This is a genomic window from Cellvibrio zantedeschiae (assembly GCF_014652535.1).
In the GTDB taxonomy this organism is placed as follows: Bacteria; Pseudomonadota; Gammaproteobacteria; order Pseudomonadales; family Cellvibrionaceae; genus Cellvibrio; species Cellvibrio zantedeschiae.
On sequence record NZ_BMYZ01000001.1, the window covers coordinates 1349800 to 1375724 of the forward strand.

20 protein-coding genes are annotated in these 25925 nt (G+C 46.9%); 15 read left to right on the forward strand and 5 right to left on the reverse strand.

What is annotated here, in order from left to right:
* Nucleotides 1–107: 107 nt before the first annotated feature.
* A complete protein-coding gene (locus IE104_RS06005; RefSeq protein ID WP_189416712.1) occupies nt 108–8864 on the reverse strand; it encodes a glycoside hydrolase family 94 protein in 8757 nt (2918 codons plus the stop codon).
* A gap of 76 nt (nt 8865–8940) precedes the next feature.
* On the reverse strand, nt 8941–10332 hold the full coding sequence (locus IE104_RS06010) for a PQQ-dependent sugar dehydrogenase (RefSeq protein WP_229837636.1): 1392 nt from the start codon (nt 10330–10332) through the stop codon (nt 8941–8943).
* Nucleotides 10333–10586: 254 nt separating this feature from the next.
* On the opposite strand from IE104_RS06010, the gene IE104_RS06015 reads away from it, so the two are divergent.
* The 3 genes from IE104_RS06015 (at nt 10587) to IE104_RS06025 (ending at nt 11714) form a co-directional block, all read left to right on the forward strand.
* Entirely contained in the window at nt 10587–10787 is a 201-nt protein-coding gene (locus IE104_RS06015) for a hypothetical protein (protein ID WP_189416713.1), read from the forward strand.
* 103 nt (nt 10788–10890) lie between these two features.
* Complete coding sequence (locus IE104_RS06020) at nt 10891–11433, forward strand: ferritin-like domain-containing protein (protein ID WP_189416715.1); 543 nt, start codon at nt 10891–10893, stop codon at nt 11431–11433.
* 50 nt (nt 11434–11483) lie between these two features.
* Nucleotides 11484–11714, forward strand: coding sequence for a DUF2789 domain-containing protein (locus IE104_RS06025; RefSeq protein WP_189416716.1), 231 nt, complete (start codon nt 11484–11486; stop codon nt 11712–11714).
* A gap of 64 nt (nt 11715–11778) precedes the next feature.
* Here IE104_RS06025 and IE104_RS06030 read toward each other — a convergent pair whose 3' ends face one another.
* On the reverse strand, nt 11779–12297 hold the full coding sequence (locus IE104_RS06030) for a hypothetical protein (RefSeq protein ID WP_189416718.1): 519 nt from the start codon (nt 12295–12297) through the stop codon (nt 11779–11781).
* Nucleotides 12298–12363: 66 nt separating this feature from the next.
* Nucleotides 12364–12570 (reverse strand): hypothetical protein, encoded by a 207-nt coding sequence (locus IE104_RS06035; RefSeq protein ID WP_189416719.1) that lies wholly within the window; start codon nt 12568–12570, stop codon nt 12364–12366.
* Between the two features lie 233 nt (nt 12571–12803).
* Between IE104_RS06035 and IE104_RS06040 the strand changes: the two genes are divergently transcribed.
* Both IE104_RS06040 and greB read left to right on the forward strand, forming a co-directional pair.
* Entirely contained in the window at nt 12804–13574 is a 771-nt protein-coding gene (locus IE104_RS06040) for a PRC-barrel domain-containing protein (RefSeq protein WP_189416721.1), read from the forward strand.
* A 183-nt stretch (nt 13575–13757) separates the two neighbouring features.
* Nucleotides 13758–14231: a transcription elongation factor GreB gene (gene greB, locus IE104_RS06045; RefSeq protein ID WP_189416722.1), complete on the forward strand. Its 474-nt coding sequence runs from the start codon at nt 13758–13760 to the stop codon at nt 14229–14231.
* 53 nt (nt 14232–14284) lie between these two features.
* Here greB and IE104_RS06050 read toward each other — a convergent pair whose 3' ends face one another.
* Nucleotides 14285–16222: an alpha/beta hydrolase family protein gene (locus IE104_RS06050; RefSeq protein WP_189416723.1), complete on the reverse strand. Its 1938-nt coding sequence runs from the start codon at nt 16220–16222 to the stop codon at nt 14285–14287.
* A 121-nt stretch (nt 16223–16343) separates the two neighbouring features.
* Here IE104_RS06050 and tilS point away from each other — a divergent pair, with 121 nt between their 5' ends.
* From tilS to IE104_RS06100, 10 genes are all read left to right on the forward strand, one after another.
* Nucleotides 16344–17693: a tRNA lysidine(34) synthetase TilS gene (gene tilS, locus IE104_RS06055; RefSeq protein ID WP_229837639.1), complete on the forward strand. Its 1350-nt coding sequence runs from the start codon at nt 16344–16346 to the stop codon at nt 17691–17693.
* A 156-nt stretch (nt 17694–17849) separates the two neighbouring features.
* Entirely contained in the window at nt 17850–19469 is a 1620-nt protein-coding gene (gene pyrG / locus IE104_RS06060; protein ID WP_189416725.1) for a CTP synthase, read from the forward strand.
* Between the two features lie 44 nt (nt 19470–19513).
* Entirely contained in the window at nt 19514–20176 is a 663-nt protein-coding gene (locus IE104_RS06065) for a hypothetical protein (protein ID WP_189416726.1), read from the forward strand.
* Nucleotide 20177: 1 nt separating this feature from the next.
* The gene (gene kdsA, locus IE104_RS06070; RefSeq protein WP_189416728.1) at nt 20178–21029 is read left to right on the forward strand and encodes a 3-deoxy-8-phosphooctulonate synthase; all 852 of its coding nucleotides are present in this window, start codon (nt 20178–20180) and stop codon (nt 21027–21029) included.
* A 138-nt stretch (nt 21030–21167) separates the two neighbouring features.
* On the forward strand, nt 21168–22457 hold the full coding sequence (eno, locus tag IE104_RS06075) for a phosphopyruvate hydratase (protein WP_189416730.1): 1290 nt from the start codon (nt 21168–21170) through the stop codon (nt 22455–22457).
* A gap of 91 nt (nt 22458–22548) precedes the next feature.
* Nucleotides 22549–22836 carry a cell division protein FtsB gene (gene ftsB / locus IE104_RS06080; protein WP_189416731.1) on the forward strand — a complete coding sequence of 96 codons (288 nt, stop codon included), beginning with the start codon at nt 22549–22551 and terminating at the stop codon, nt 22834–22836.
* Entirely contained in the window at nt 22836–23555 is a 720-nt protein-coding gene (gene ispD, locus IE104_RS06085; protein WP_189416733.1) for a 2-C-methyl-D-erythritol 4-phosphate cytidylyltransferase, read from the forward strand. Before ftsB ends, ispD begins: the two co-directional genes overlap by 1 nt.
* Nucleotides 23556–23565: 10 nt before the next feature.
* Nucleotides 23566–24039 (forward strand): 2-C-methyl-D-erythritol 2,4-cyclodiphosphate synthase, encoded by a 474-nt coding sequence (ispF, locus tag IE104_RS06090; RefSeq protein ID WP_308429268.1) that lies wholly within the window; start codon nt 23566–23568, stop codon nt 24037–24039.
* Nucleotides 24040–24118: 79 nt separating this feature from the next.
* Nucleotides 24119–25105 carry a tRNA pseudouridine(13) synthase TruD gene (truD, locus tag IE104_RS06095; protein ID WP_189416734.1) on the forward strand — a complete coding sequence of 329 codons (987 nt, stop codon included), beginning with the start codon at nt 24119–24121 and terminating at the stop codon, nt 25103–25105.
* Between the two features lie 61 nt (nt 25106–25166).
* On the forward strand, nt 25167–25838 hold the full coding sequence (locus IE104_RS06100; RefSeq protein ID WP_189416736.1) for a protein-L-isoaspartate(D-aspartate) O-methyltransferase: 672 nt from the start codon (nt 25167–25169) through the stop codon (nt 25836–25838).
* The last annotated feature ends 87 nt before the right edge of the window (nt 25839–25925 follow it).

Sequence of the window (25925 nt, forward strand, 5' to 3'; positions counted from 1 at the left end):
GAGTAGCGAGTCAGGGGCATTTTCAGTGTGCAAAAAAGTTGTTGGTGTGCAGCTTAGTTTAATTTCGGTATCCAGGTCTAGCCACAATTTTTCCCCGCGAAATTAAACTAGTTTTTTTGAAAGCTACCACTCAAGTCCGCCTGGTGCTCCAAGCCATCGTCCACCAAATTCAAATAATCCTTGCCAACTAACACGCCATTTAATGTCAGCACCGGTTTGCCCGTGCTTTGGGTAATTGCAATGTGATAAAGGCTTTTGCCAAAGCGGTAGCTCACCTTGTAACCCGGCCAGTTTTCTGGAATGCACGGGTTAATGTGCAACTGGTTACCAACACGGCTAATGCCCAAAAGCGATTCAATAATCAGGCGATAGAAAAGCCCGGCGGAGCCTGTGTACCAGCTCCATCCACCGCGACCAATATGGGGCGCAACGCCGTACACATCGGCGGCGACTACATAGGGTTCGGCCTTGTAAATGTTGAGCGTCTCCTCGGTATCGGTGTGGTTCAAAGGGTTGATAAGTGTGAGTAATTCCCAGGCGCGTTTGCTGTCGCCCAGCGCTGCAAAGGCCATAATTGCCCAAACTGCTGCGTGCGTATATTGGCCGCCGTTTTCGCGTACACCGGGAACATAGCCTTTGATATAGCCGGGGTTCATGGTGGACTTGTCGAAGGGTGGGTTTAGCAACTGGATCAAGCCGTGATCGCGGCGCACCAAATGTTTATCCAGAGATTCCATAGCGGTTTGCGAATGTGTATCGCTACCAGCACCCGAAAGCACAGACCAGCTTTGGGAAATGGAATCTATAGCGCACTCACTATTGGTTGCTGTGCCAAGCGCAGTGCCATCGTCAAACCAGGCGCGCTTGTACCAGGCGCCGTCCCAGGCGTGCATTTCCAGATTACGGCGAAGCTGGAAGGCTTCTTTTTCACAGAACTCAACGTAAGCCTGGTCGTTATAAATACCTGCCAAATCCGCAAATTTGACGAGCACATCGTACAGGAAGAACCCGAGCCAAACGCTTTCGCCCTTGCCGTGAATGCCCACCAGGTTCATGCCGTCGTTCCAGTCACCCGATCCCATAAGTGGAATGCCGTGCTCGCCATAGCGTAAACCATGTTGTATGGCGCGTTGGCAATGCTGGTAAACGGTGGCTGCCTCGGCAGAGTGGCCGGGCAGGTCGTAATAGGATTCCTCATCAGGATTAAGTTCGCGACCGTCGAGGAAGTGCAAGCGTTCATCCAGCACACTGGTATCGCCCGTGGCCTGCACGTAGCGACAAACGGCTGCGGGCAACCACAGGTAATCATCCGAGCACCGTGTGCGCACACCGCGACCAATGGGTGGGTGCCACCAATGTTGTACATCGCCCTGCGGATATTGGCGTTGCGCGCTGCGTATTAAGTGTTCCCGCATTAGCTCAGGGCGCGTATGTACCAGCGCCATGGTGTCTTGCAATTGATCGCGGAAACCGTACGCGCCGCCAGACTGGTAATAGCCGCTACGGGCCCAAATGCGGCAAGCCAGGGTTTGATACATGAGCCAACCATTGGCAAGCATATTGATGGATTCGTCGGGTGTTTCAACTTGCACGGCACTAAGGGTTTGTTGCCAGTAAGCCTGAACCCGTTGCAACGCGGCGCGTGCAGTGCCGGTCAGGCGCAGGCGTTGTGCCAGCGCACGTGTCTGGGTGAGATCGTGGCCGGAGCCCAGACGGAAAATCAGCTCGCGACTTTGGCCGTTGCCCAGCTCAAACGGGACTTGAATCGCACCGCAGGGATCAAACGCAGCACCCAGTCTGCCGGAGAGCTGCACTCGGCTCATGGCATCGGGGTTAGAGATTGAGCCGTTGCGGCCAAGGAATTCTGTACGGTCACCGCTCAGGGTGCGCGATATATCATCCACATCGAAAAAAGAAACGCGACTGCCAAATTCGGTGCTGTAGGCGTTGTAGGCAAACAAAGCTCCGCTGGTAGCATCGATTTCGGTGACTACGTGCATAGCTGTTTTGCTGCGTAAATCACCCAGCACCCATTCCACATAACCAGTTGCTGATAAGCGGCGGTTGCGGCCGGATTGATTGCGCACTTTGAGCACGGAATATTTCACCGATTCGACCAGATCCACGTAGACCCAAAGCTCGGAAACAATCCCATCTTCAATATGTTCAAACACGCTATACCCAAAACCGTGACGCGTTATGTAAGGCGTTTTGCTGCGGCATGGCAGGGGCGAAGGTGACCAGAAATGGCCGGTTTCTTCATCGCGCAGGTAAATCGCTTCGCCGCCGGTAGCGCCAACGGCATCATCGCTCCAGGGCGTAAGGCGATATTCATGGGCGTTCTCGCTCCAGGTGTAGGCGAGGCCGCTTTCGGTCACCACGCTGCCAAAGTTAGGATTGGCGAGTACATTTACCCACGGCAGGGGTGTGACCTGGTCAGGATGGGTGACTATGACGTATTCGCGTCCGTCGGCGCTAAAGCCGCCAAACGGGTTGCGCAAGCGCAGATCGGGTAGGGGCAAATCTTGCGGTTCTTCGGCTCGGTAGCGACGGCTGGGTTTTAAGCGCGGGATGCGCTTTTCTACCGGTGGGCGGCGATTGATCTGCTCAAGTAAAGTGCCGCGTCCGTCTGCGACAATTACCCGCGCTACCGATTGCAAAAGCACGCGGTCTTCATGGGAGATTTGCTCCGCAGAGCGCACGAAAATACCGCCGGGTCGGTCAATGGTATTGGCTTCGGTGCCGGTTGCAATCAGGCCAATAATTTGGTCTTGCAGACGTTGACGATAACCCGCGTGATCCTCGTTCCAAATAACCAGATCCACCATCAGGCCTTTCATACGCCAGTAAATGTGGCATTGAATAAGCTGGCGAGCCAGTTCGATATGGTCGCTGTTGGCGATTTTCAAAAGTACTATGGGTAAGTCGCCGGAGATTGCATAACCCCACAAACCAGATTGGCCCCGACGATTTTGCTGGATGATTGCGGGATCGGCACGCAGGCCAGAATGGCTGTAAATGACCGAGCGGGCGAGGCGACGATACAGAAGTGCGTCTGATTCGTTGGCGTTAATCTGGCGCAAGGTCACGCCGCTATGGGTTGCGGCCAGGTCAAAAGCGCGGTCCGCAAAATGATAATCCTGATACTTCTCAATCATTATCATGCTGGCATCGCGGCTAACAGCAGCGCCGGTAACATAGTTGAGCGTTATCCATTGATCGGCTTCCAGCACTATCTGGCAGCGAATTGCCACCACTGGATCCAGCACCGATCCCTGGCTGCCCGATAATTCATCTGTCTCGGTCAAGGCTTTGGGTGATACGAGCGTACGGCCACGGCCAATGAATTTAAGGCGATCAGTTTCGTAAGAAACTTTAGTCACTTCGCCGCCCTGAACGGCGAGCAAGTGGAACATCCAGGGCGTGAATTCTTCGGCAGAACGGGGGCGCTTGGTACAGAGCAGGGCGCGGTTGTTAGGCAAAATTTCCGTCTGCACAAAGAGTTTGCCAAAAGCAGTTTGGGTTGCATCGGCGGCTTGGGTGCCCAATACAACTTCTGCATAGCTAGTGACTTCTATGACGCGGCGGCGACCTGAGCGGTTGGTGATGCGCACCCGGCGCAATTCAATATCGTCCTCAGGAGATACCACGATTTCCGAATAGGTTTCGATATCGCTATCGCGACGGCGATATTCCGCACGGCCTTCGCTAAACATGGCGGCGTAGCTATCGGCGCGTTTCAAAGTGGGTTGATGGGCTGCCGACCAGAAATCTGCGCTCTCCACATCCCGCACATAAATAAAACTACCCCAACTGTCGCAGGTGGTGTCCTCGCGCCAGCGCGTCACGGCAAATTCACGCCAGCGGCTATAGCCTCCGCCCGCGTTGGTAAGCATAACTTGGTAGCGACCGTTGGAGAGCAACTGCACATCCGGGGTTGGGGTGTCCGCGCCAATCGCTGTGTGGACCGAACCTTCGGTGGTATCGAAGAAAGCGCTGCCTTCGTTATCTTCCGCGCTGCGGTTGTGGATGACAGTGCGTTTTGGGATTCGCTCTTGCAAGAGCAGCAAGGTCGATTGTAAGGCCGGGTCTGATTCGAAGCGGGCTTGCATGGGGCGGTTCAACAAGACATAGGCGAGTGACAACAAACTCATGCCTTGGTGATGAACCATGAAAGAGCAAATAAGCGCGTTGGTTTGGCCACGGTTTAAGCGGGCGGGTGTGTAATCCATGGCCTCATAAAATCCGTAGCGCCCCTCTAAACCAATGGCTGAAAGACGGCGCAAATTATCGCAAGCTGACTCAGGGTCAACCATAAGCGCCATCACCGTTGCATAAGGGGCAATTACTGTGTCTTCAGACAAGCCGCGCTTTAATCCAAGCCCGGGCACACCAAAGGCGTGATATTGGTAATTCAGTGAAGCATCAACCGTGTTGTAGCCAGATTCCGAGATTCCCCAGGGCAAACCACGCTGTTTACCATAGGCAATTTGGCGCGCAACGGCACCGCGGCAGGTTTGGTCGAGCAGTGTATTGTCATAGGTAGGCATCACCAGCATGGGCATGAGGTATTCGAACATGGAGCCGCTCCAGGACACCAGGGTCGGCTCACCACCCGTACTGGTGCGCAGGCGGCCAAGGGCAAACCAACTCTCTTGCGGCAACTGGTCCTGGGCGATGGCAATGAAATTACACAAACGTGCTTCCGAGGCGAGCAAATCATAGAAGCTGGCATCGCGGCGGAAATCATCTACGTTGTAACCAATGGCCAGGAGCTTGCGGTTGGGGTCGTACAAAAATTCGTAATCGATAGTGGCGAAGTCAGTGCTCTGTGCCACTAGCTGGTTAATTGTCTTGATGCGTTCTTTGGCGCGTTCATGGGCCACCCTGTAAAAACCGCGTTTTTCATCAAGCCATGCTTGTTCCGCGAGCGTGAATTCGGGGTTGGGAACAAGGCTGGTGGCCAGTATTTGGTGGGCGAGCAAAACGTCCTCGTAGCGAGCCAGTTCCTCCAAGGTGGGAATGCGGTCAAAGTCATTGAGGTGCGCGATATTTGACGGGGGATCAGCTAGTTCCAGCCAGGGCGCGAGGAAGAATAATTCTTTGTGAACAGCACCGGTTTGCCGGATAAAAGCCTGCGCCCAAAAACCGGCCTCGGTATCCAGCAATGTATCAAATTGTTCACTGACCATCGCCGAGCCCGCGAGAATGGGGTTCAGGAAATGCAGCATGCCTTTCAATGTGTTGGGTTGAGCGTTTGAAGCGGCTTTTACCAAATTGATTAGCTGTGCAATCAAAGGCTGATGGGGCAAGGGGGAGTTGTCTGCCAGTATCAACAAGGTATCCATCAATCCATCAAACACCTGTGGTCCTGTAATCGGGTGTTTGGGTAGATCGATAAGCCCCGCACGTAAGGTCAGTAAATGGCCCACCAGATTGCCACTGTCTACGGTGGAGATGTAACGCGGGGGCAAAGGTTGGAGGTTACGGGTGTCGTACCAGTTATAGAAATGGCCGAAGTGCCGTTCCATTTTACCCATGGTGTCAAATGTGTCGGTGGTACGAACAAGAAGCTCACCGGTAGTACTGTAGCCAAAATCGTAAGCGGTAAGATTGGAAAGCAATGCCAAGCCTATATTGGTAGGCGAGGTTCGGTGCGCAATGATGGGACCGGGGTCTTCCTGCATGTTATCCGGCGGCAGCCAGTTATCTTCCGCTGTGACAAAACGATCAAAGAAAGCCCAGGTTTTTCGCGCAATTTTGCGCAGAAACACCAGGTCGCGGCTCGGTAAATCAGCGGCTTTTGGCTCTGCAGGTTGGCTGATTTTCCAGGCAATATAGGGCGTTGCCAACCACAGCAAAATAACCGGTGCTGCAGCCACCAAGCCAAATGGATTGAGCAAGCTGAGGCCGAGTATGGCGATTATGCTTATCGCATAATTGGACCACATGATCCTGGCGGTTTCGGGCAGGCTGGAGGCGTCACTGTTGTAGGAGTAAACGTTCCATTCCAGCAACAGGCGACGGGTAAACAGCACTCGGCCCATGCTACATAAAATAGCGGCAAGGCTATAGAGCGCCTCGTGCGGCAAGCAGCCTAAACGAAACGCCGCTTGGGCAACATTGCGTGCAGCAGATTTCACTACCGCCGCAAGATGTTCCTGAAGGCTCACTTCCTCTGGCTTTATCAAGGTATCTACCACCGCAAACAGCAGCGTTGGGATGAGAATAATGCCGGTAACCGTGAGCGTCCAAAACCAGACATCACCCGCAATGCACCAGCCGAGCAGGAGCAATAACAGGAGCGCTATGGGCGCGAGGCTGCGCACCAAATTGTCCATAATTTTCCAGCGCGATAAGGCAGACAGCGGATTCCCTGCACTTTTGCCATTAGCGCCGGGCACACGCGGTAAAATCCAACTGGCGATTTGCCAGTCACCGCGAATCCAGCGCGAGCGGCGGGTAACATCGGCGGTGTAATGGGTGGGATATTCCTCTAAGAGTTGAACATCGCTAATAAGGCCAGAGCGTGCATGGCAACCTTCCAACAAGTCATGGCTGAGGATTCGATTTTCTGGCAGGCGATCTTTGAGTGTGAACTCAAATGCATCTATGTCGTAAATTCCTTTGCCGATAAACGAACCTTCGTTAAACAAGTCCTGGTAAATATCGGAAACCGAGCGAGTGTAGGGGTCAATACCCGGTTCACTGCCAAATAAGCGCGCATACACTGAGCGGTTTGCGCCCGCCATACTGGCGGCAATACGAGGCTGTAAAATTCCGTAGCCACCAATGACACAGCGTTTATTTTTATCAAAGCGTGGACGATTTAGCGGATGAGCCATGGTGCCCACAAATTCACGGGCGCTATCGCGTGGCAGTTGGGTATCCGTATCCAGCGTTATGATGTATTTCAATTCGTGCAGTTTTGCGGTCTTGCCCACAATCAGTGAAAACTTCGCCCGTGCCGCTTGGTCGTTGTCCGCATCTGCGCGCAAAAAAGCGTTGAGATCAGCAAGCTTGCCGCGCTTACGCTCGTGGCCCATCCACACCTGATCCACCGCGTTCCATAAACGCGGGCGATGGAATAAAAAAAAGCGGCTTGTCTCTGGCTCAATGCGAGTGTCGCCATCAAATGTATCGATTAGCGGATACTTTTCATTGAGCCGTTCAATACCTTTCTGCGCGTACTCCAATAGAGTTGAATCGGAAGGCAAAACTTCTTCAGCGGCATCACCAAAATCTGTGAGCAAAGCGAAATATAAGTTGGCGTCGCGGTTGCCGAGGAAGCGAACTTCAAGAGCTTCCAGCAACTCATCGGTGTGCTCAATGGAGCAAAGCAGGGTGGGAATTACCACCATGGTGCGAGCATCCTTGGGCAAGCCGTCGTCAAAGTTCATGCGTGGCAACAAGGTTGGTTTGACCATCATCATAGCCAGCCAATTCACCAGCGCTGAAGCCAACTGGCTAGTAGCAATTAAGGCCAAAATACCTATTACCCACAAGGGCCAACCATCGACGTCACTCGCTCGCACTTGCGCTAACAAACCACTGGAAAAAAGCAGCGTGAGCAGCACAATACTGCCTACATGCAGGCTTAAGGGGAAATACCCGGCAATACGTCGCAAACCAGTCATTATGGGTAAGCGCGCTCTTACGGCTCGCTCTAGCTGTGGTAAACCCTTATCAACAAGGTAGTAACCTACGTGGGCAGTGTGCGCTTTATCAGGATCGCTTTTATTAGCGGATGCATGTGCAAGTTGAATGGCAGAGTTTGCAATTTCTCCTTCCGAAAATTTGCTGTGCTTGGCAAGATTATCAATCACACGACGATAAGAGTCGCGTGTTGCAAAATCCATTTTTCGATAAATATCCGCAGGGTCCTGATGCAAAGTTTTTTCAACCACACTCATTGCTTCCACAAAGTAGCGCCAATCAGTTGCACCCAACACACGCAAGCTGCCAATGCTATTGCTAATTGAAACCTGATCAGCAGCTTGTTGCTGGGTTTCAATTAAAACCATTTGTTCAATCGTTAAACTGGATTCGGCAAGGCGTTGCTCAATCCAGGTAAGCGGCAATGCAAGAGCGGGGCCGTGGCCTTGTAAACGGCGAGTAAGTTCCGCCACAAATGAACTCACCATAGGTGGATTGGAACGCGCCATATCGGCGATAACCACAATCAAATTTTTTGGATCGCGCTCGGCTATTTCAATCATGGAATTCGCCCATTCCTGGGCTTTATTAAAATATTCGCGTGAGCTGCTAATGCGTGCAGCAACACGTCGTAAATTTTCAATTAGCGCGAGCCGCAACATAATCGGCGTGGCCCAAAGTTCACCCAAGGTTAAGGGGTTGAGTGTTTGATAGGCTGCAATAAATCGGCTCAGGGTTTCTATATCTATACGGCCATCTCCGTGAGAAATAACCGCTAAGGCTAAATCGTAAACACGGGGTAAACCTTCTGAGGGGCCATCGGCTAATCGTGGCAGTTCGCGGTTAAAACGTTTGGGAAGATGTTTGCGTGCAGTGCGAATTTGTTCTTCGATTAAATAAAAATTATCGAGCAACCACTCGCCCGCGGGTGCAATGCGAGTTTTGGTTTTTACTGTTTCAGTGAGCAGCGCGCGACAATCGAGTAACACTTGCTCGTTGTCATCGAGGCGCTCCAGCAAGCGCGTACTTTTTGCCAAGGGACCTAAATGATGAATGCCGGCAAGTGCCCTGCCATGTTGCTCCATTTGATCAGCGCTGAATAATTCGGCGCGCAGGGGAGGCTGGTTATCTTGTTCCAGATTGTCATTGCGTCCAAACAGACGTCCAGTATCTAACTCCAGGGTTTTACCCCAGCTCGTTGGTTTCATAATGTCAGCCTTGGGAAATAAATATTTTTAGTCTCTTTTCTTAAGAAAGAGCCAATTCAAAAATAAAAATTGCTGACTACTTCGTCTGTACGCTAACCGGCTTAGCTGCGCTTGAACTTAAGCGCCAAATAACATTGCCTACATCGTCTGCAACCAGTAAACCGCCTTTGCGATCAAGCGCGACTCCAACCGGGCGGCCATAGGCTTCGCCTTGCTCGCTTAAAAATCCGGTGAGCACATCAATTGGCATACCTTGCGGCTTACCATTTGCGAAGGGCACAAAAATAACTTTGTAGCCGCTAGGTGGTTTGCGATTCCATGAACCGTGCTGACCAATAAACATGCCCGAAGCGAAAGTGGTGCCTAGCGTTTTACCGTCGGAAGCTGCGAGTCCGAGCGGAGCTGTGTGTGAACCAAGCGCATAATCGGGAACAAGGGCGGTGGCCACTAAATCGGGGCGGGGTGGTTTTACACGTGTATCAACATTGGAACCAAAATAACTATAAGGCCAACCGTAAAAGGCACCGTCTTTTACGGAGGTTAAATAATCTGGAACCAAATCATTACCCAACTCATCGCGTTCATTAACGACTGTCCAAAGTGCGTTTGTAACCGGCTCCCATGCGAGTCCGTTGGGGTTGCGCAAACCGCTGGCAAATACGCGTGAAGAACCGGTTTTTGTATCAACTTCTAAAATAGCAGCGCGCTCGGCTTCTACATCCATACCGCGTTCAGCCACATTGCTATTTGAGCCGACAGTTACGTAAAGCATTTTGCCGTCGCGATTGGCAATTAAATTTTTAGTCCAATGATGATTAATATCGCCGGCAGGCAAAGCACTTATGCGAATCGCCGGCGAGTTGATGCGAATGTCACCGGGCGTGTAATGAAAACGCAAAATGGCATCTGAATTTGCAACATAAAAATCATTGCCAATTAATTCCATTCCAAAAGGTGAGTTGAGTCCTTCCAAAAAAACGGACTGCAATTCTGCAACGCCGTCACCATTGGCATCGCGCAATAAGGTAATTCTGTTTGCGCTTGGTGTGGCAGAACCCGCGCGTTTCATTGCAACTTTCATCGCCAAACCTTTCACGCCTTTGCCTTCTTCCGGTTTTGGTGGCGCATTAGTTTCTGCAACTAGCACATCGCCATTCGGTAAAACATAGATCCAGCGTGGATGATCCAATTTTGTCGCAAACGCATTTACCTGGGTGCCATCGGCCGCTAGTGGAATTTTATTTGCTGGCCAACCAATAGCTTTTGCAATTTTTATGGTGGGTACTAAAGATTTTTCTGGCGCAGGCAATGTGGGGTTGGGGCCCACACCTACATTAGTTGGTGCTGAAGCAGCTTGGGCATTTATAACAAAGGTTAACAATTTCACAGTAATGGATATGGTAAAAATGCTGCGCAAGCCAAGGCTCACAATATTTTTTATGTAATACATTTTTCCGATAATTTGCATAACCAATTCCCGTTAATAGATCTATGGAAGGATCAGGCGTTTGACAAAAAACATTCGCTAGGGTTTTGGAGGATACGCTTGGGTAAGCGGGCGCTCGGTTCGTCAACACACGGAAATCTTTGTTCCGCCTGGGCAGAATTTATGAGCGTTACCGCACCGACGAAAAGGACTTGCGCGCCTAGTGTGGGCACTGTTGGTTCGCACCAGAGTTTTTTACTGTTCAGTCTGTATGAGATTTTAAAAGAGGATTTTTTATGAGTACTTATGATGATTTTAGTGTCAGTCGTTTTAAAAATTTCCTTGCAGCGCACAAACCACGTGCCTGGAAGCAAGAGGCGCCACTGGATATGACTGTTTATTCAAAGCCGGAACCAACTTCCAAAACGCGTATTCCGTCCAAGAACTCATTTACAAATGCGGTAACTGAATCTGTTGTGCATCAACATCTTGGGTAATCCAGGAAACATGTGAGTAGAAGGAATCGGTTAAATGAAAAGGAATCTTTTCTGAAAAGGAAGTTGCATCATTAGAAAATACCGCTGTGAGTGAGGCACATTTATGACAATTACCCTAAGCGACATTGGAAAATTACGTAACCAGGCAAGTGATCACATAGAGCAGGGTGCAATTACCCCAAGCTACACGGCAGATCGGCTAGAAGTTATCAATTTATTGAATCAAGCCTTGGCGACTGAGTTGATATGTGTGCTGCGCTATCGTTGCCACCATTTTATGGCGCGCGGAATTCAGGCAAAAAATGTTGCTGCTGAATTTCTTGTCCACTCCAACGAAGAGCAAGCTCACGCTGATCAAATCGCTGCGCGAATTGTACAGTTGGGCGGGGAACCAGACTTTTCTCCCAATACATTAACATCGCGCAGCCATGCAGAATATCAGGTAGGCGCTTCGCTTGCTGATATGATTAAAGAAAATTTAATTGCAGAACGCATCGCAATTGATAGTTATCGCGAGTTAATTCAGTACATTGGCGATAAAGATTCAACGACAAGTCAAATGTTGAAATCGATTCTCGCCGTGGAAGAAGAACATGCAGATGAACTTGCCGATTTCTTGCAAGATCTTCCCGAAAGCATCCAATAGTAATTCTGGTTAATTGCTGTCATATACTGGTTTAGATGAGAGAGGTTAGCATGGAAACCCATGAGCATGACATGGTCACATTATTCCAACAGTTAGGTCTGCCCTCTGGTGAAGATGACATCCAAAACTTTATAGAGGAGCATCCACTCAATGCGGAAACTAATATTTTCGATGCAAGTTTTTGGACTCCAGCCCAAGCAAAATTTTTACGCGAGCAAATAAAAGCAGATGCAGATTGGGCGGTTGTTATAGATACGCTTAACACCAGCCTTCGGCAATAAAATACTTGGTCTTCCCCAAAAAATAATGCGCCTTTTGGCGCATTATTTTTTTCTGCCGAATGATTTACGCCCTGGCTGCGGCTAGATCCTGATAATCGCCAATTAACTCTTTAAAAATCGCTTGGGCCGCTGCTGTTTCTTCGGTTGATTGGGTTTCAACCACCAAGGCTATTTGCCCGGCCTTAATTGCATCATTAACCAATTCAGATAAGGGTTTTGCTTTAGCCGCTGCGCCTGCAGATGCACCTAATATACCGCCAATTCCTGCACCCCAACCCATCATGACTAAAGGCGCGATTAATGGGCTTGCTACAAATAAAGTAACGTTGGCCGCTACCAATGCGACTTGTGCCAGCCCACCAATAGTCATACCTACTGCTGTACCTACTGCACCATCGACCAAAACTTCTTTAAGAACTTCATTGCTTCCTTCAGTTGATCTGTGAGTAGGTGCGACTGACTGAGAATCGAAAATTTGTAAACGCGAACGCGGTATGCCGCTACCCATTAATTGCGTATATGCAGTTTCGGCTTGGTCGCGATGAGAGAAAAATCCTGAAATATAATGCCGATAAGTGCTCATAATAAATTACCTGATGTTTATATTTCACACGTCGTATTTTTTCATTGCTGTTCGAGATTGTAGAAATCAATTAATGATTTTTTCCAGTTTGTCGTCTTGAATATTTTTTAAAGCGTTGCGCATCTCTAATAGAATAAAAGCATCAGCTAAATCATCGTCAATATCAGGTGAATTGTCTTCAACAATTGAATGATATTTTTCAATGAGATTTCTAACATCCTCAGCGATGCTGTCGCGGTAGTTTGCTAAATCTATATGAGCGACATGTGTCATTGTGTGCCTCTTTGGTAGAAAAAAATGAGTGAGTTTAGATTACGAAATGCACACGAAAGACTCTGTTCGGCAACGAACGGATTCAGCATAGGTTTCAGTTCAGTCTTGGAACTGTAGTTGCTGTTATTAGTAGTTGCTTTTATTAGGAGTTGCTTTTATTAGCGGTTACTGTAATTAAAAGATTCCATAACTATTAATTAACAGTGTATTGAAGCTGATTAGAGGAATTAAACATGTTGCATACACTACATGATTTGGAAAGTTTTACTGTGAATGCTGCTGACGGCTACATAGGAAAAGTAAAAGATTTTTATTTTGACGACAGAACATGGACGATTCGTTATCTGGTTGCTGAAACAGGGACATGGTTAAAAAATCGCAAGGTTTTGCTGCCTGCAACAGCCATTAAATTTGTTAACCTGCAAGAGAAAAATCTGACGTTGGATATTTCCATGTATCAGGTTAAAAATGGACCAGCTATTGATGACAATATTTCCCTCACGCCACAAACTGAAATTGATTATCTCAGCTACTATGGTTATTCATTTTATCGCGGTGTTACCGATGCGCATGGTTATGATCAAGAAGATGACAGAAAGCTTGCTGAAATTTTTGCATGTATAGATGCAGTAAGACGTACCTATGGTGATCGCCATTTGCGCAGCTGCCAGGAAATCATTAATTACGATATTGAGGCCAGCGACAGTGATGTTGGTTATTTGCAGGGCATGGTGTTTGATGAAGATACCTGGTCTGTATCTTATTTAATGGTGAATACCAGTAACTGGTGGTTAGGGCATCAAGTATTAGTAGAGCCCCAATTGATCAAGGATATAAGTTGGGGAGATGCGAGAATATACGTGGATATGTTGCGCCAGCAAGTTCAGGATGCCCCCATTTTTGATCCCGACACACTGGCTAGCCTCGATAAAAATCTCGGCGAACATCTTTATCAACGCAATAAAAATATTTACGAAAAAAAGCCTCTGTTTAAGCTTGTTTAAATCCCAGATAACAAACTGTTTAGTGCCTACTAAGCAGTTTGTTCCCTCCAGGTTACTTTGATAGCATCCCGCCTGTATTTAGAACCCATTCATTTTGGTGTTACAATCTTTCTAATCATTGACCGTTTAAGCCATGGCTTTGCTTTCACGTATGCGAAGCTGCTATTTTTATAATTTATAAATATGAAGACACCACTAATAACTCGAGAAGGTCTGGAAAAGCTCAAGGCTGAGCTAGATCATCTATGGCGCGTTGAACGCCCGGACACTACGCAAAAAGTAAGTTGGGCTGCAAGCCTGGGCGACCGCTCTGAAAATGCGGACTATCAATACAATAAAAAGCGTTTGCGTGAAATTGATCGCCGTGTGCGTTATTTGCGCAAATGCATTGAGGATTTAAAAGTCGTAGATTACTCACCTGTGCAAGAGGGCAAGGTATTTTTTGGAGCCTGGGTAGAAATAGAAAATGATGACGGCGAGCAAAAGCGCTTCCGCATAGTCGGCTACGATGAAATTTTCGACACCAAAGATTATATTTCCATTGATTCCCCCATGGCGCGCGCGCTCATCAAAAAAGAAGTGGATGATGAGGCAGTCGTGCGTACAGAAGCGGGGAAGTTTGTTTGGTATGTAACTAAAATAGAATATCAGAAGTGATCTGAAAGACTCGCCATTCCGTGAAAGCCGGAGACGGCGAATCCTTAGATTTGTTAAGCTTGCTTGTGGTTAAAAACCTCTAAATAAAATTCCAGTTCTGCTTCAATCGCTTTTTGAATCGTTTCTGCCTGCCTGAAACCATGGCCTTCTTCTGCAAAGGTCACGTAGGCTGTTTTAATTCCTTTTGATCTTAATGCTGCAACCATAGCCTCTGCTTGATTCGGTGGTACAACTTTATCCTTTAACCCCTGTAAAAAAATCACCGGACAATTTAATTGCTCAATGTGATGAATAGGTGAGCGAGCGCGATAAAGGTCTTGTCGTGCTGGGTATTCGCCTACCAAAGAATCCAAATAACGCGCTTCAAATTTATGGGTGTCTTTGGCAAGTGCTTCCAGGTCGCCAATACCATATAAACTTGCACCGGCCTTAAAAGTATCGCTAAAGGTGAGTGCTGCAAGTACAGTGTAACCACCTGCGCTGCTACCGCGAATGGCGACTTTGTTTTTATCAACCAAGCCGCGTTCAATTAAATAGCGCGCGCCGCTGCATACATCAATAACATCAGTTACACCCCAATTATTTTTTAAACGATCACGATATTCACGGCCATAACCCGTGCTGCCGCGATAATTCACATCCAACACCGCAAAGCCACGGCTGGTCCAAAATTGAATTTTAATATTAAGCGATGTTTCTGTTGCGCCAGTGGGACCACCGTGACACATCACAATCAGTGGTGGGCGTAAGTTTTGAGGAATGATGGCGCTTTTATTTTTAGGTGCGTAATAAAATCCATGAGCAATTTCGCCATCGGTTGTCGCAAAGCTAATAGCCTCAGGTTGGGCAATATCATCACTGCTTAATAGGCCGGGATTTGCGGGAAGTACAGCTTTTATTTGGTGCTTGTAAAAACGATAAAGGACAGTGGATTGAACGGCGCCAGCTGCCAGGAAGTATGCCTGTGAGTTGTAGCAGTGAACACCCGCAATATCTTTAAAATCATTTGGAATTGTCGTGAGCGATTTATTTGGGATATTGATTAAGCCCAGATTCCATTGTCCCTTTTGGCTAAAACAACAAAATATTTCTGTGTGATTAAGGAACCCATAAGTGCTCATACCGAATATCCATTGCGGTGTTGCAAACTCCGCGGGCATATCACAAATACAGTCGACAATGTCTAGTTTGTCAGTGCTAGGGCTTTGGGCGCGATTACCGTCGGCGCTATTGAAAGTATGGCGATAAATATTCCACCAGTTATTGCGATCAGAGACAAAAAATAATTCGTCGTTTGGCGACCATTGGGGTTGGAACACAGATTCTGTTTTGCTGCCTGCAATAAATTGTGTGGTAGTGATATCTCCCGCAGCATTGATGCTTGCACAGTAGCATTCGCTACCATCCCATGGCATTTGCGGATGGTTCCAGCATAAGTAACTTAATTTATCGCTGGTGGAATTTAAACGCGGATTGCTGTAAAAATCGGCTCCGCTCACCAATACTTGTACATTGCCTTTTAAATCAATCGCCACAATTTCACTGCGCTCATAGATTTGTGCGGCGTGATTCGCGTGGGTGTGGTCTTCACGAATACATATTAAACGCTGCCTTCTTTGGTCCCAGCAAAAATCAGCGTATCGATAATTATCCGGTGCTGAAAGCGCTTCTAATGTATGTGTTGCACGGTCAATTACATAAATACCTTGGTCGGCATCCAGCACACAAAAAATACGCTCAGGCGTTACCAAATAACTTGAACCACCATATTCGTGTGCACGTGAGCGAACGCTATGAGGCGCCGCTAATACATCTTGACGCGCGCCATTGGTGAATAATTGAACTAAAGCGTTGCGGCCTTTTTCAGCCGGGCGTGATTCAAGCCAAAACACATCCAGGCCACAGGCTTGAGGCTCACTGATTTTGGCGCTCTGTTGCGTCAACATTTCTGCGGTTATGGGTGAAGGCCAATTTCCGTAAGTATTAGTCATTGATGAAGCCCAGCAATTTCTGATGATGTATTGTGGCGGCTCCAGAAATTCTTTTACAGTTTTTATTTCTCCCAATTTCCGCTTTAATGGCGCATTGTTGGTCAAGAACCCAATCCATTTTATGAACTTTTCACCTGCCAAGTTGCTGCCCAAGCTTCCACAAACATCGCCGAATGTTTGGTGGGTCGCGTTATCTGGCGGGCTGGATTCTTGTGTTTTATTGCATTCGCTCGCGGCTTTACAGCTGCCCGTTAAGCTGCACGCTTTACACGTTAATCACCAGATTTCTCCCAATGCAAATGCATGGCAACAACATTGTGCGGATTTGTGTGCAAGGCTAAACATTCCCTTTACGGCAGTGAGTGTTCATGTTGAAAATAGCGGGCGCGGGATTGAAGATGCTGCGCGTGAAGCGCGATATAAAGTATTCGAGCAACATCTTGCGGAGGGGGATTATCTGCTCACTGCTCACCATGGAGATGACCAAACCGAAACCATGCTGCTGCGCCTCATGCGCGGTACCGGTCCCCGCGGTCTGGCCGCCATGGCCCAGCAGCGGCCTCTAGGTGCAGGTATCTTGTATCGCCCGCTGTTAAGTTTCATGCGGGCCGATCTGGAAGCCTACGCGCAAGCTGCCGATTTGAGTTGGGTTAATGATGAAAGCAATGCTAATGACCATTACGACCGCAACTACCTCCGCAATCAGGTGATGCCGCTATTGCGTAATCGCTGGCCATCGTTCGCGAACAAATGGCAACAGACCGCTGATTTATGTGCTGCCAATGAAGCTTTAATTGAGGAATTGGCGGTACAGGATTTAGCTTTAGCTGATTTTAATCTTGAGCTTGTAGGCACCAGTATCAGCCTTGCGTATCTCGAAGGGCTATCTGTCAGTCGTCGCCACAACCTGGTCCGTAATTGGTTGCGCAGACAAGGCTTGAGTACTCCGGAGCAGCAGCATCTGGATCAAATCGAACAGCAAATTATTGCTGCCAGACAGGATGCAGAGACTCAGGTAACTTGGGGCAATGTGTCGTTACGCGTTTATCGGAACAGAGTCTATGCATTGCCTTCTGCTAATTTACCGTCCGTACCTGAAATCTTGCCCAGCTTTGCCCCTGTTATTGAATTGCCATCAGGTTTCCAGCTTAGGTTTGAGTTGCGAGAAAGAGACGCGAAACCTTTGTTAAAAGCCGATCTTCTGTTAAAAGCCGATCTTCCCAATTTGCATTGCCGTTTTCGCCAGGGCGGTGAGCGCTGCAAACCCACTGGACGTAACCACTCCCAGACTTTGAAGCGTTTGTTGCAGGATTACGGTCTGGAGCCTTGGTTGCGCGAGAGCCTGCCACTCATTTATAGCGGCGATACTTTGGTGGCCGTAGCAGATCTGTGGATTTGCGAGGGTTACCAGGCCGAGGCGGGCGGTTATTGCCTGAAATACGAGCGAACCTCAAAATCAACTGGCTCATAAGACAGCTTTTCGTTGAGCCAGCATCCTCTTTCGGGTAGACTGGCGCCCCGTCCTGAAAGATAAACCTCACGCCCCGCAACGGGTGCAAATTTGATCGTTTATCTCCATCTCTTTGTTTATTTACAGCTCAATCAATTACTTGCAATTAGGTTTTCAATGACACGATATATATTCGTTACCGGCGGTGTTGTTTCTTCTTTGGGGAAAGGCATTGCGTCTGCCTCTTTGGCGGCCATCCTTGAAGCTCGGGGTCTGAAAGTGACCATCATGAAGCTCGACCCCTACATCAACGTTGACCCCGGTACCATGAGCCCCTTCCAACACGGCGAAGTTTTCGTAACTGAAGACGGTGCAGAAACGGATTTGGATTTGGGCCATTACGAGCGTTTCATTCGTACCAAAATGACTCGTCGCAACAATTTCACCACTGGCCGTGTCTATGAAACCGTGCTGCGCAAAGAGCGTCGCGGAGATTATTTGGGCGGTACTGTACAAGTTATTCCACACATCACGGATGAAATTAAACGCCGCATTTTGGAAGGCGGCCGCGATGTTGATGTTGCGTTGGTAGAAATTGGCGGAACTGTAGGCGATATTGAATCCCAACCATTCCTTGAAGCTGTGCGTCAGTTAAAAGTAGAAATGGGTTCACGTGCGTTGTTGATGCATTTGACATTAGTTCCTTACATTGCAACCGCAGGCGAAACTAAAACCAAACCAACACAGCATTCCGTAAAAGAATTGCGTTCAATTGGTTTGCAACCCGATATTTTGTTGTGCCGTTCAGAAAAATTGGTTGATGAAGATTCACGCCGCAAAATTTCCCTGTTCACCAACGTTGCCGAGCGCGCTGTTGTGCCTCTGCCAGACGCAGACACCATTTACTCAATTCCACGTTTATTAAAATCATTCGGTTTGGATCAAATCGTTGTGGAATTATTGGGTTTGCAATGCCCTGAAGCAGATTTGAGCGAGTGGGACAAAGTTGTTGAAGGCAAATTGAATCCAACAAAAACCGTTACCATTTCCATGGTTGGTAAATACATGGAGTTGTTGGATGCATACAAATCCTTGATTGAAGCCTTAACGCACGCCGGTATTCACACCAGCACTAAAGTGAACATCAATTACATCGATGCAGAGCGTGTTGAAAACGAAGGTATTGAAATTCTGAAAGATGCCGATGCGATTTTAGTTCCCGGTGGTTTCGGTGAGCGCGGTGTTGAAGGTAAGTTGATGGCCGTTCAATACGCACGTGAAAACAAAGTGCCTTACCTTGGTATTTGTTTAGGTATGCAATCTGTTGTGATTGAGTTTGCCCGTAACGTATTAGGTTTGAAAGGCGCTAACTCAACTGAGTTTGACAAAAATTCTCCGCACCCAGTTATTGGTTTGATTACCGAGTGGATTACTGCTGAAGGCGAAGTTGAAAAACGCGATGAGTCGTCTGATCTCGGCGGCACCATGCGTTTAGGCGCACAAGAATGCCGTTTGGTTGCTGACGCAAAAGCTCGCGATATTTACGGTGCTGATGTCATTGTTGAACGTCACCGTCATCGCTATGAAGTGAACAACAACTATGTTGATCAAATGCAAAAAGCTGGCTTGAAAATTGGCGGCTGGTCTGCAGATGATACTTTGGTTGAAATGGTTGAATTGCAAGATCACCCATGGTTTGTTGCATGCCAATTCCACCCTGAATTCACATCAACTCCACGTGATGGTCATCCATTGTTTACCAGTTTTGTGAATGCGGCTTTAGCGAATAAGAAGTAAAGTTTGAATCTAAAATATTTGAAGTGTAAATCCCGGAGTTAGTCATGCAAAAGGTATTGTTTGTAATATTTGTCAGTTTGTTTTCGATAGTTGCTAAAGCTTCCATTATATATGAGTCTGCAGCAGGAGGATTCGATAGCACTTTTTGTTGTGGATCAATATTGAATACCAATCAATATATTGGAGCAACTTTCACTATTAATGAGAAAACAAAAATAGATGCAGTTGGCGGTCATTTTATGGCAAGTAAGAGCTTTGGCGGCAATCTATTTGGCGCCATAGTTAGACTGAATAATAGCGGATACCCATCAAATAGTGCATTTAAGTTGGATAACATTCTTGCTTATACGATTTTCACCCCTGAGACAGGCAAAGATTACTTGGCTCCGATTGCTGTTAATCTTGATTCCGGATCCTATGGTATCGTTTTTGGTGCGGGTTTATTTGGAACCTCAGGCTTTCAAGCATTAACGTTACTTCAGAGTCAACCAAGTTTCAGCAATGGTAGATCCTATGGTACGAGCCCCGGAAGAAATTGGCACATCGAAGATTCTATGCCATGGGCTAGGTATCGAATAATTGTGTCTGGGGAAAGGATAGTTAATGCAATTGAGCCATCTTCGCTCTTTCTATTGATTTTTGGTGTCCTTTGCATTTTTCTAAAAAAAATATCTTTATCTTTTCATCGCAAAAATACAGTTGGTTAATGTGTCCCAAGAAATTGTAAAAGTTGGCATGCTTCAAGTAGGTAACTCGTTGCCGTTTGTTTTATTCGGCGGTATGAACGTACTTGAATCGCGCGACATGGCAATGCAAGTTGCCGAAGCTTACGTGCAAGTTACGCAAAAGCTGAATATCCCTTACGTATTTAAAGCTTCATTTGATAAAGCTAATCGTTCATCAATTCATTCCTACCGCGGTCCCGGTATGGAAGAAGGATTAAAGATTTTTCAAGAAATCAAACAAACCTTTAACGTTTCTGTGATTACTGATGTGCATGAAATTCACCAATGCGCACCAGTAGCAGAGGTGGCCGATGTAATTCAGTTGCCAGCATTTCTCGCGCGCCAAACTGATTTGGTTGTCGCTATGGCGAAAACCGGTGCTGTGATCAATATCAAAAAGCCACAATTTCTAAGCCCTGGCCAAATGAAAAACATCGTTGAAAAGTTTGGCGAGTGTGGCAACGAACAAATTATTTTGTGTGACCGTGGCACTAACTTTGGTTATGACAATTTGGTTGTTGATATGCTCGGCTTCCGTACCATGCGTGAAGTAAGCGGCAATGCTCCTGTTATTTTTGACGTAACTCATTCGTTGCAGTTCCGCGAATCCAAAGACAGCGCTTCTGGCGGTCGTCGTCATCAAGTTGCTGAATTAGCGCGTGCAGGTATGGCGGTTGGTTTGGCAGGTTTGTTTTTGGAAGCGCATCCAAATCCAGATCAAGCTAAATGCGACGGCCCAAGCGCATTGCCATTAGATAAATTGGAACCCTTTTTAGCGCAAATGAAAGCCATTGATGATTTGGTGAAAGGTTTTCCATTGCTCGATATTAAATAAGACGCTGGATTCCCAGTGGGAATAACAGTGTAGTTACAACGACATTCGAAGAAGATGTCATTGCACGATAAAAGACTTTGACAGCAGTAAACATACGAATTTTTTATAACACTCGATTTAAACATTTGGAGTACACACATGACTAAGATTGTTGATATTAAAGCCTTTGAAGTTTTAGATAGCCGCGGCAACCCAACTGTGTTGGCAGAAGTTATTTTGGAAGATGGTTCAGTAGGCTCTGCAATGGCTCCTTCTGGCGCATCTACCGGTTCACGCGAAGCATTGGAATTGCGCGATGGCGATAAGTCACGTTACTTAGGCAAAGGTGTGTTGAAAGCAGTTAACAACATCAACACTATTGTTAAAGATTTGGTAGTAGGTTTGGATTCTTTGGATCAACGCGCGCTTGATAACGCCATGATCAAAGCTGACGGTACAGATTTTAAAACTGTATTGGGCGCAAACACTATTCTCGCTGTGTCATTGGCAAATGCTAAAGCAGCTGCAATTTCCAAAAAAGTTCCACTCTACGCACATATTGCTGACATCAATGGCACTCCAGGCAAATACTCAATGCCAGTTCCAATGATGAACATCATCAACGGCGGTGAGCATGCTGACAACAACGTAGACATCCAAGAGTTTATGGTTCAACCAGTAGGCGCAAAAACCTTCGCAGAAGCATTGCGTGTTGGTGCTGAGATTTTCCACACTTTGAAAAAAATCCTGCACGACAAAGGTTTGAGTACCTCAGTAGGTGATGAAGGTGGCTTCGCACCAAATTTGCCATCAAATGAAGATGCTTTGAAAGTTATCGCTGAAGCTGTTGAAAAAGCAGGCTACAAGTTGGGCGAAAACGTAACTCTCGCGTTGGACTGTGCTTCTACTGAATTCTACAAAGATGGCAAATACGATTTGGCGGGTGAAGGCCGTGTATTTACCACTAACGAATTCTCTGATTACTTGGCTGACCTCGCTGCTAAATATCCAATCATCTCTATCGAAGACGGTAAAGACGAAAGCGATTGGGCTGGCTGGGCAGATTTGACCAACAAAATCGGTCACAAAATCCAATTGGTGGGCGATGACTTGTTCGTAACCAACACCAAGATTTTGAAAGAAGGTATCGATAAGAAAATCGCTAACTCAATCTTGATCAAGTTTAACCAAATTGGTTCTTTGTCCGAAACTTTGGACGCGATCAAAATGGCACAAGATGCTGGCTACACTGCAGTTATTTCTCACCGTTCAGGTGAAACTGAAGATACCACTATCGCTGACTTGGCTGTTGCTACTGCTGCTGGCCAAATCAAAACCGGTTCTCTGTGCCGTTCAGACCGTGTATCTAAGTACAACCGTTTGTTACGCATTGAAGCTGAATTGGGTGCTGCTGCTCCTTACAAAGGCCGTGCAGAATTCAAGTCTTAAGTTGTTAAAAAACAAAGGCCGACTAGTTCGGCCTTTGTTTTTATGTGCTGATTTTTATTTAGTAAATTTTTAACTCCATAATAAATATACTATGAAGTGGCTTTTTGCAGTTTTATTGATTTTACTCGCTGCACTCCAATATCGCCTTTGGCAAGGTGAGGGGAGTCTTGCGCATGCTGCAAAATTAGAGCGCGATATAAAACAGCAGCAAGCTGAGAATGACCGTATGCGTGAACGTAACCGCATATTGGATGTAGAAGTACAGGATTTAAAATCGGGTGCGGATAGCGTGGAAGAGCGTGCACGCAACGATATAGGCATGATTAAAAAAGACGAGACCTTTTTTATGATTCCCGCCAAGAAAAAATCTGAACAGTAATGCCCCTATTAACTCCTCCTCGTTATTGGTTTGTTATTCCTGCTGCAGGAATAGGTGCGCGTATGGGCGCAGGCAAACCAAAACAATATTTGATGCTCGGCGACAAAACAATTCTTGAGCATACGCTATTGCGTATTTTAGCCCTGCCAGGTTTAGCGGGAATTGTTGTTCCTTTAAGTAGTGAAGATAGTTATTGGACATCATTAACAATTCTTCAACATCCTTTAGTGCATACCATTCACGGCGGCACAACGCGTGCTGATTCAGTGTTGAGTGGCTTAGATTATTTGGCAGATAAATCTCACGCCTTGGATTGGGTTTTGGTTCATGATGCTGCGCGCCCATGTGTAACCGTGGAAAATATTCAAACACTTTGCAATGAACTTTCTGATAGCGATATTGGTGGGATTTTAGCTGTGCCTGTTAGCGACACGCTTAAGCAGGTAGTTAACAAAAAAGAAATACAAACCACAGTTGATCGCAGCGCATTGTGGCAAGCACAAACTCCACAAATGTTCCGTTATAAGTTGTTGCGCGATTGTTTAACGCAAACTATCGCGAACAATGAAACTATCACTGATGAGTCTTCTGCCATAGAATTGTGCGGATATAAACCGCTCGTTGTTGAAGGTCGAGCTGACAATATCAAGATCACTCGTCCTGACGATTTATTATTAGCTGAGTTTATTTTGCAGCAGCAACAGAAAAGCCATGTTTAGAGAAGTCATTATGAGAATTGGTCACGGTTATGACGTCCACGCTTTTGGCGATGGCGATAAAATTGTTATCGGTGGTGCAGTTATTCCACATTCTCGCGGTTTAATCGCGCATTCAGATGGGGATGTTTTACTGCACGCGCTATGCGATGCACTTTTAGGTGCAGCTGCACTCGGTGATATAGGTAAACATTTTCCCGATACAGATATGCAGTACCGCAATGCCGATAGTCGTTCTTTGTTGCGCATGGTTTATGCAAAAGTAAAAGCCAAGGGTTGGAAGCTTGAAAATGCAGATATGACCATTGTGGCGCAAAAGCCGCGCATGGCAAACTACATTCCGCATATGGTGGAAAATATTGCTGCTGATTTACAGTCAATAAATGATCAAATCAACGTGAAAGCTACCACCACTGAAAAATTGGGTTTTACCGGGCGTGAAGAAGGTATTGCCGCTTACGCAGTTGTTCTTTTGTCAAAAATTTAAATTCGATCTTCCTGTTTTAAATCCAACATCTAAAAATGGAATGTTGGATTTTTTATTTTTCCTTCATTGAAAGTATTTTATGCAAAGTAATTTTTCATTGGATTTTCCTTACGCCTACGGTCAGCCAGAGGTAACAGCAAATTTTCGTGTTGAGCCAGAAGACTTTCAGGTTGATGAAAATTTAGGTTTTGCACCAATAGGTGAGGGTGAGCACGTTTACTTACATATTTGGAAACGCGGTGAAAATACTGCCTGGGTTGCAGAGAAAATTGCAGAGCTGGCGCAAGTGCAAGTTATGGATGTTGGCTATTGCGGTCGCAAAGATCGTCACGCCGTTACAACTCAATGGTTTAGTATTTATTTACCTAAAAAAGAACTTGAACCCGCTTGGTCTGCGCTGAACTCTGAATATATAAAAATTCTATCTATTGGCCGCCATCAACATAAGTTGCGTCGTGGCGATCACGACACTAATAGTTTTATTATTCGTTTACGCAATTTGGCTCCAGTGGATAAAACTGCTTTAGAACAAAAAATTGAAAAGATATTCGCACAAGGTGTTCCCAATTATTATGGTGAGCAAAGATTTGGCCGTAATGGAAATAATCTTCCCGAAGCACAAGCAATTTTGGTAGAAGGTAAGCGAATTCGCGACAAACAAAAGCGTGGACTAATTTTGTCCGCAGCTCGCTCTTATTTATTTAATCAGGTCTTGGCAGCACGTATTTGTGCAAATAATTGGCAAGCACTTCTGGAGGGCGAGCCACAAACATATCCTTCAGCACCTTTATGGGGGCGTGGCCGTTCAGCTGCAACGGGAGAAGCCTTACAACTGGAAAAAACTACATTGGAGCCTTGGGCTGATTGGTGTAATGGTTTGGAGCACGCGGGCTTATCGCAAGAACGTCGAACGTTGATGTTAAAACCGGAAGCAACTTCGTGGCGCTGGATAGACAACGATCTTGAAGTCAGTTTCAAATTGGGTAGTGGTGAATTCGCTACAACAATTTTGCGCGAATTAGCGATTTTACAATCGGCGATAAAAACAGAACCAGCTTCTGTGTGATATAGTTGACGCTTTAATAAGCGCGTTAATTTTAATAAATTCAAACGGGGGAGGGCTAATAATGAGTGACTTGATGTTGCAAGGTGTCGGCATGACTTCTGCCCGAACTCGTGATCGTTTGATACAGCGTTTGGTTGACCAAGGCGTAACCAACATGCGTGTGTTGGATGTTATGCGCAACACGCCGCGCCATATATTCCTCGATGAAGCGCTGGCTCATCGCGCCTACGAAGATACTGCGTTGCCTATCGGCCACGGCCAGACTTTATCTCAACCATATACCGTCGCACGCATGACCGAAATTTTACTCGGTGCGGCAGGAAAATTGGATAAGGTTTTGGAAGTGGGTACAGGCTCAGGCTATCAAACCACTGTTTTAGCCCAATTGGTTCCCCAGGTTTATAGCGTAGAACGTATTAAACCTTTGCAAGATAAGGCGCGAGAGCGTTTGCGCCAGTTGGGTTTACGCAATGTAAGCCTTCGCCATGCAGATGGCGGTTTCGGTTGGCCGGAAATGGGGCCTTACGAAGGCATATTGAGTACCGCAGCTCCTCATGCGGTTCCGCAAGAACTATTGAAACAACTCGCTCCATCTGGAGTGTTGGTAATTCCCATTGGCGGAAGAGAGCAGCACCTGCATCTTATTATGCGCGATGGCGATAGTGACAATTTCGTTACTCGCGTTATTGAACCGGTAAAGTTTGTCCCCCTCGTTTCCGGTACTTCTCGCTAAAATCCCTCCGCGATTTTGTTTTTTTATCCTTGATATTCAAATTGCCTAAATACAAGATTCGCGTTTAACTTGTGCATGACTATTTCA

Excerpts from the sequence above, each read along its gene's own strand:
- IE104_RS06005 (WP_189416712.1), bottom strand. The coding sequence starts at position 8,864 with ATGAAACCAACGAGCTGGGGTAAAACCCTGGAGTTAGATACTGGACGT.
- IE104_RS06010 (WP_229837636.1), bottom strand. The coding sequence starts at position 10,332 with ATGCAAATTATCGGAAAAATGTATTACATAAAAAATATTGTGAGCCTT.
- IE104_RS06015 (WP_189416713.1), top strand. The coding sequence starts at position 10,587 with ATGAGTACTTATGATGATTTTAGTGTCAGTCGTTTTAAAAATTTCCTT.
- IE104_RS06020 (WP_189416715.1), top strand. The coding sequence starts at position 10,891 with ATGACAATTACCCTAAGCGACATTGGAAAATTACGTAACCAGGCAAGT.
- IE104_RS06025 (WP_189416716.1), top strand. The coding sequence starts at position 11,484 with ATGGAAACCCATGAGCATGACATGGTCACATTATTCCAACAGTTAGGT.
- IE104_RS06030 (WP_189416718.1), bottom strand. The coding sequence starts at position 12,297 with ATGAGCACTTATCGGCATTATATTTCAGGATTTTTCTCTCATCGCGAC.
- IE104_RS06035 (WP_189416719.1), bottom strand. The coding sequence starts at position 12,570 with ATGACACATGTCGCTCATATAGATTTAGCAAACTACCGCGACAGCATC.
- IE104_RS06040 (WP_189416721.1), top strand. The coding sequence starts at position 12,804 with ATGTTGCATACACTACATGATTTGGAAAGTTTTACTGTGAATGCTGCT.
- greB (WP_189416722.1), top strand. The coding sequence starts at position 13,758 with ATGAAGACACCACTAATAACTCGAGAAGGTCTGGAAAAGCTCAAGGCT.
- IE104_RS06050 (WP_189416723.1), bottom strand. The coding sequence starts at position 16,222 with ATGACTAATACTTACGGAAATTGGCCTTCACCCATAACCGCAGAAATG.
- tilS (WP_229837639.1), top strand. The coding sequence starts at position 16,344 with ATGAACTTTTCACCTGCCAAGTTGCTGCCCAAGCTTCCACAAACATCG.
- pyrG (WP_189416725.1), top strand. The coding sequence starts at position 17,850 with ATGACACGATATATATTCGTTACCGGCGGTGTTGTTTCTTCTTTGGGG.
- IE104_RS06065 (WP_189416726.1), top strand. The coding sequence starts at position 19,514 with ATGCAAAAGGTATTGTTTGTAATATTTGTCAGTTTGTTTTCGATAGTT.
- eno (WP_189416730.1), top strand. The coding sequence starts at position 21,168 with ATGACTAAGATTGTTGATATTAAAGCCTTTGAAGTTTTAGATAGCCGC.
- ftsB (WP_189416731.1), top strand. The coding sequence starts at position 22,549 with ATGAAGTGGCTTTTTGCAGTTTTATTGATTTTACTCGCTGCACTCCAA.
- ispD (WP_189416733.1), top strand. The coding sequence starts at position 22,836 with ATGCCCCTATTAACTCCTCCTCGTTATTGGTTTGTTATTCCTGCTGCA.
- ispF (WP_308429268.1), top strand. The coding sequence starts at position 23,566 with ATGAGAATTGGTCACGGTTATGACGTCCACGCTTTTGGCGATGGCGAT.
- truD (WP_189416734.1), top strand. The coding sequence starts at position 24,119 with ATGCAAAGTAATTTTTCATTGGATTTTCCTTACGCCTACGGTCAGCCA.
- IE104_RS06100 (WP_189416736.1), top strand. The coding sequence starts at position 25,167 with ATGAGTGACTTGATGTTGCAAGGTGTCGGCATGACTTCTGCCCGAACT.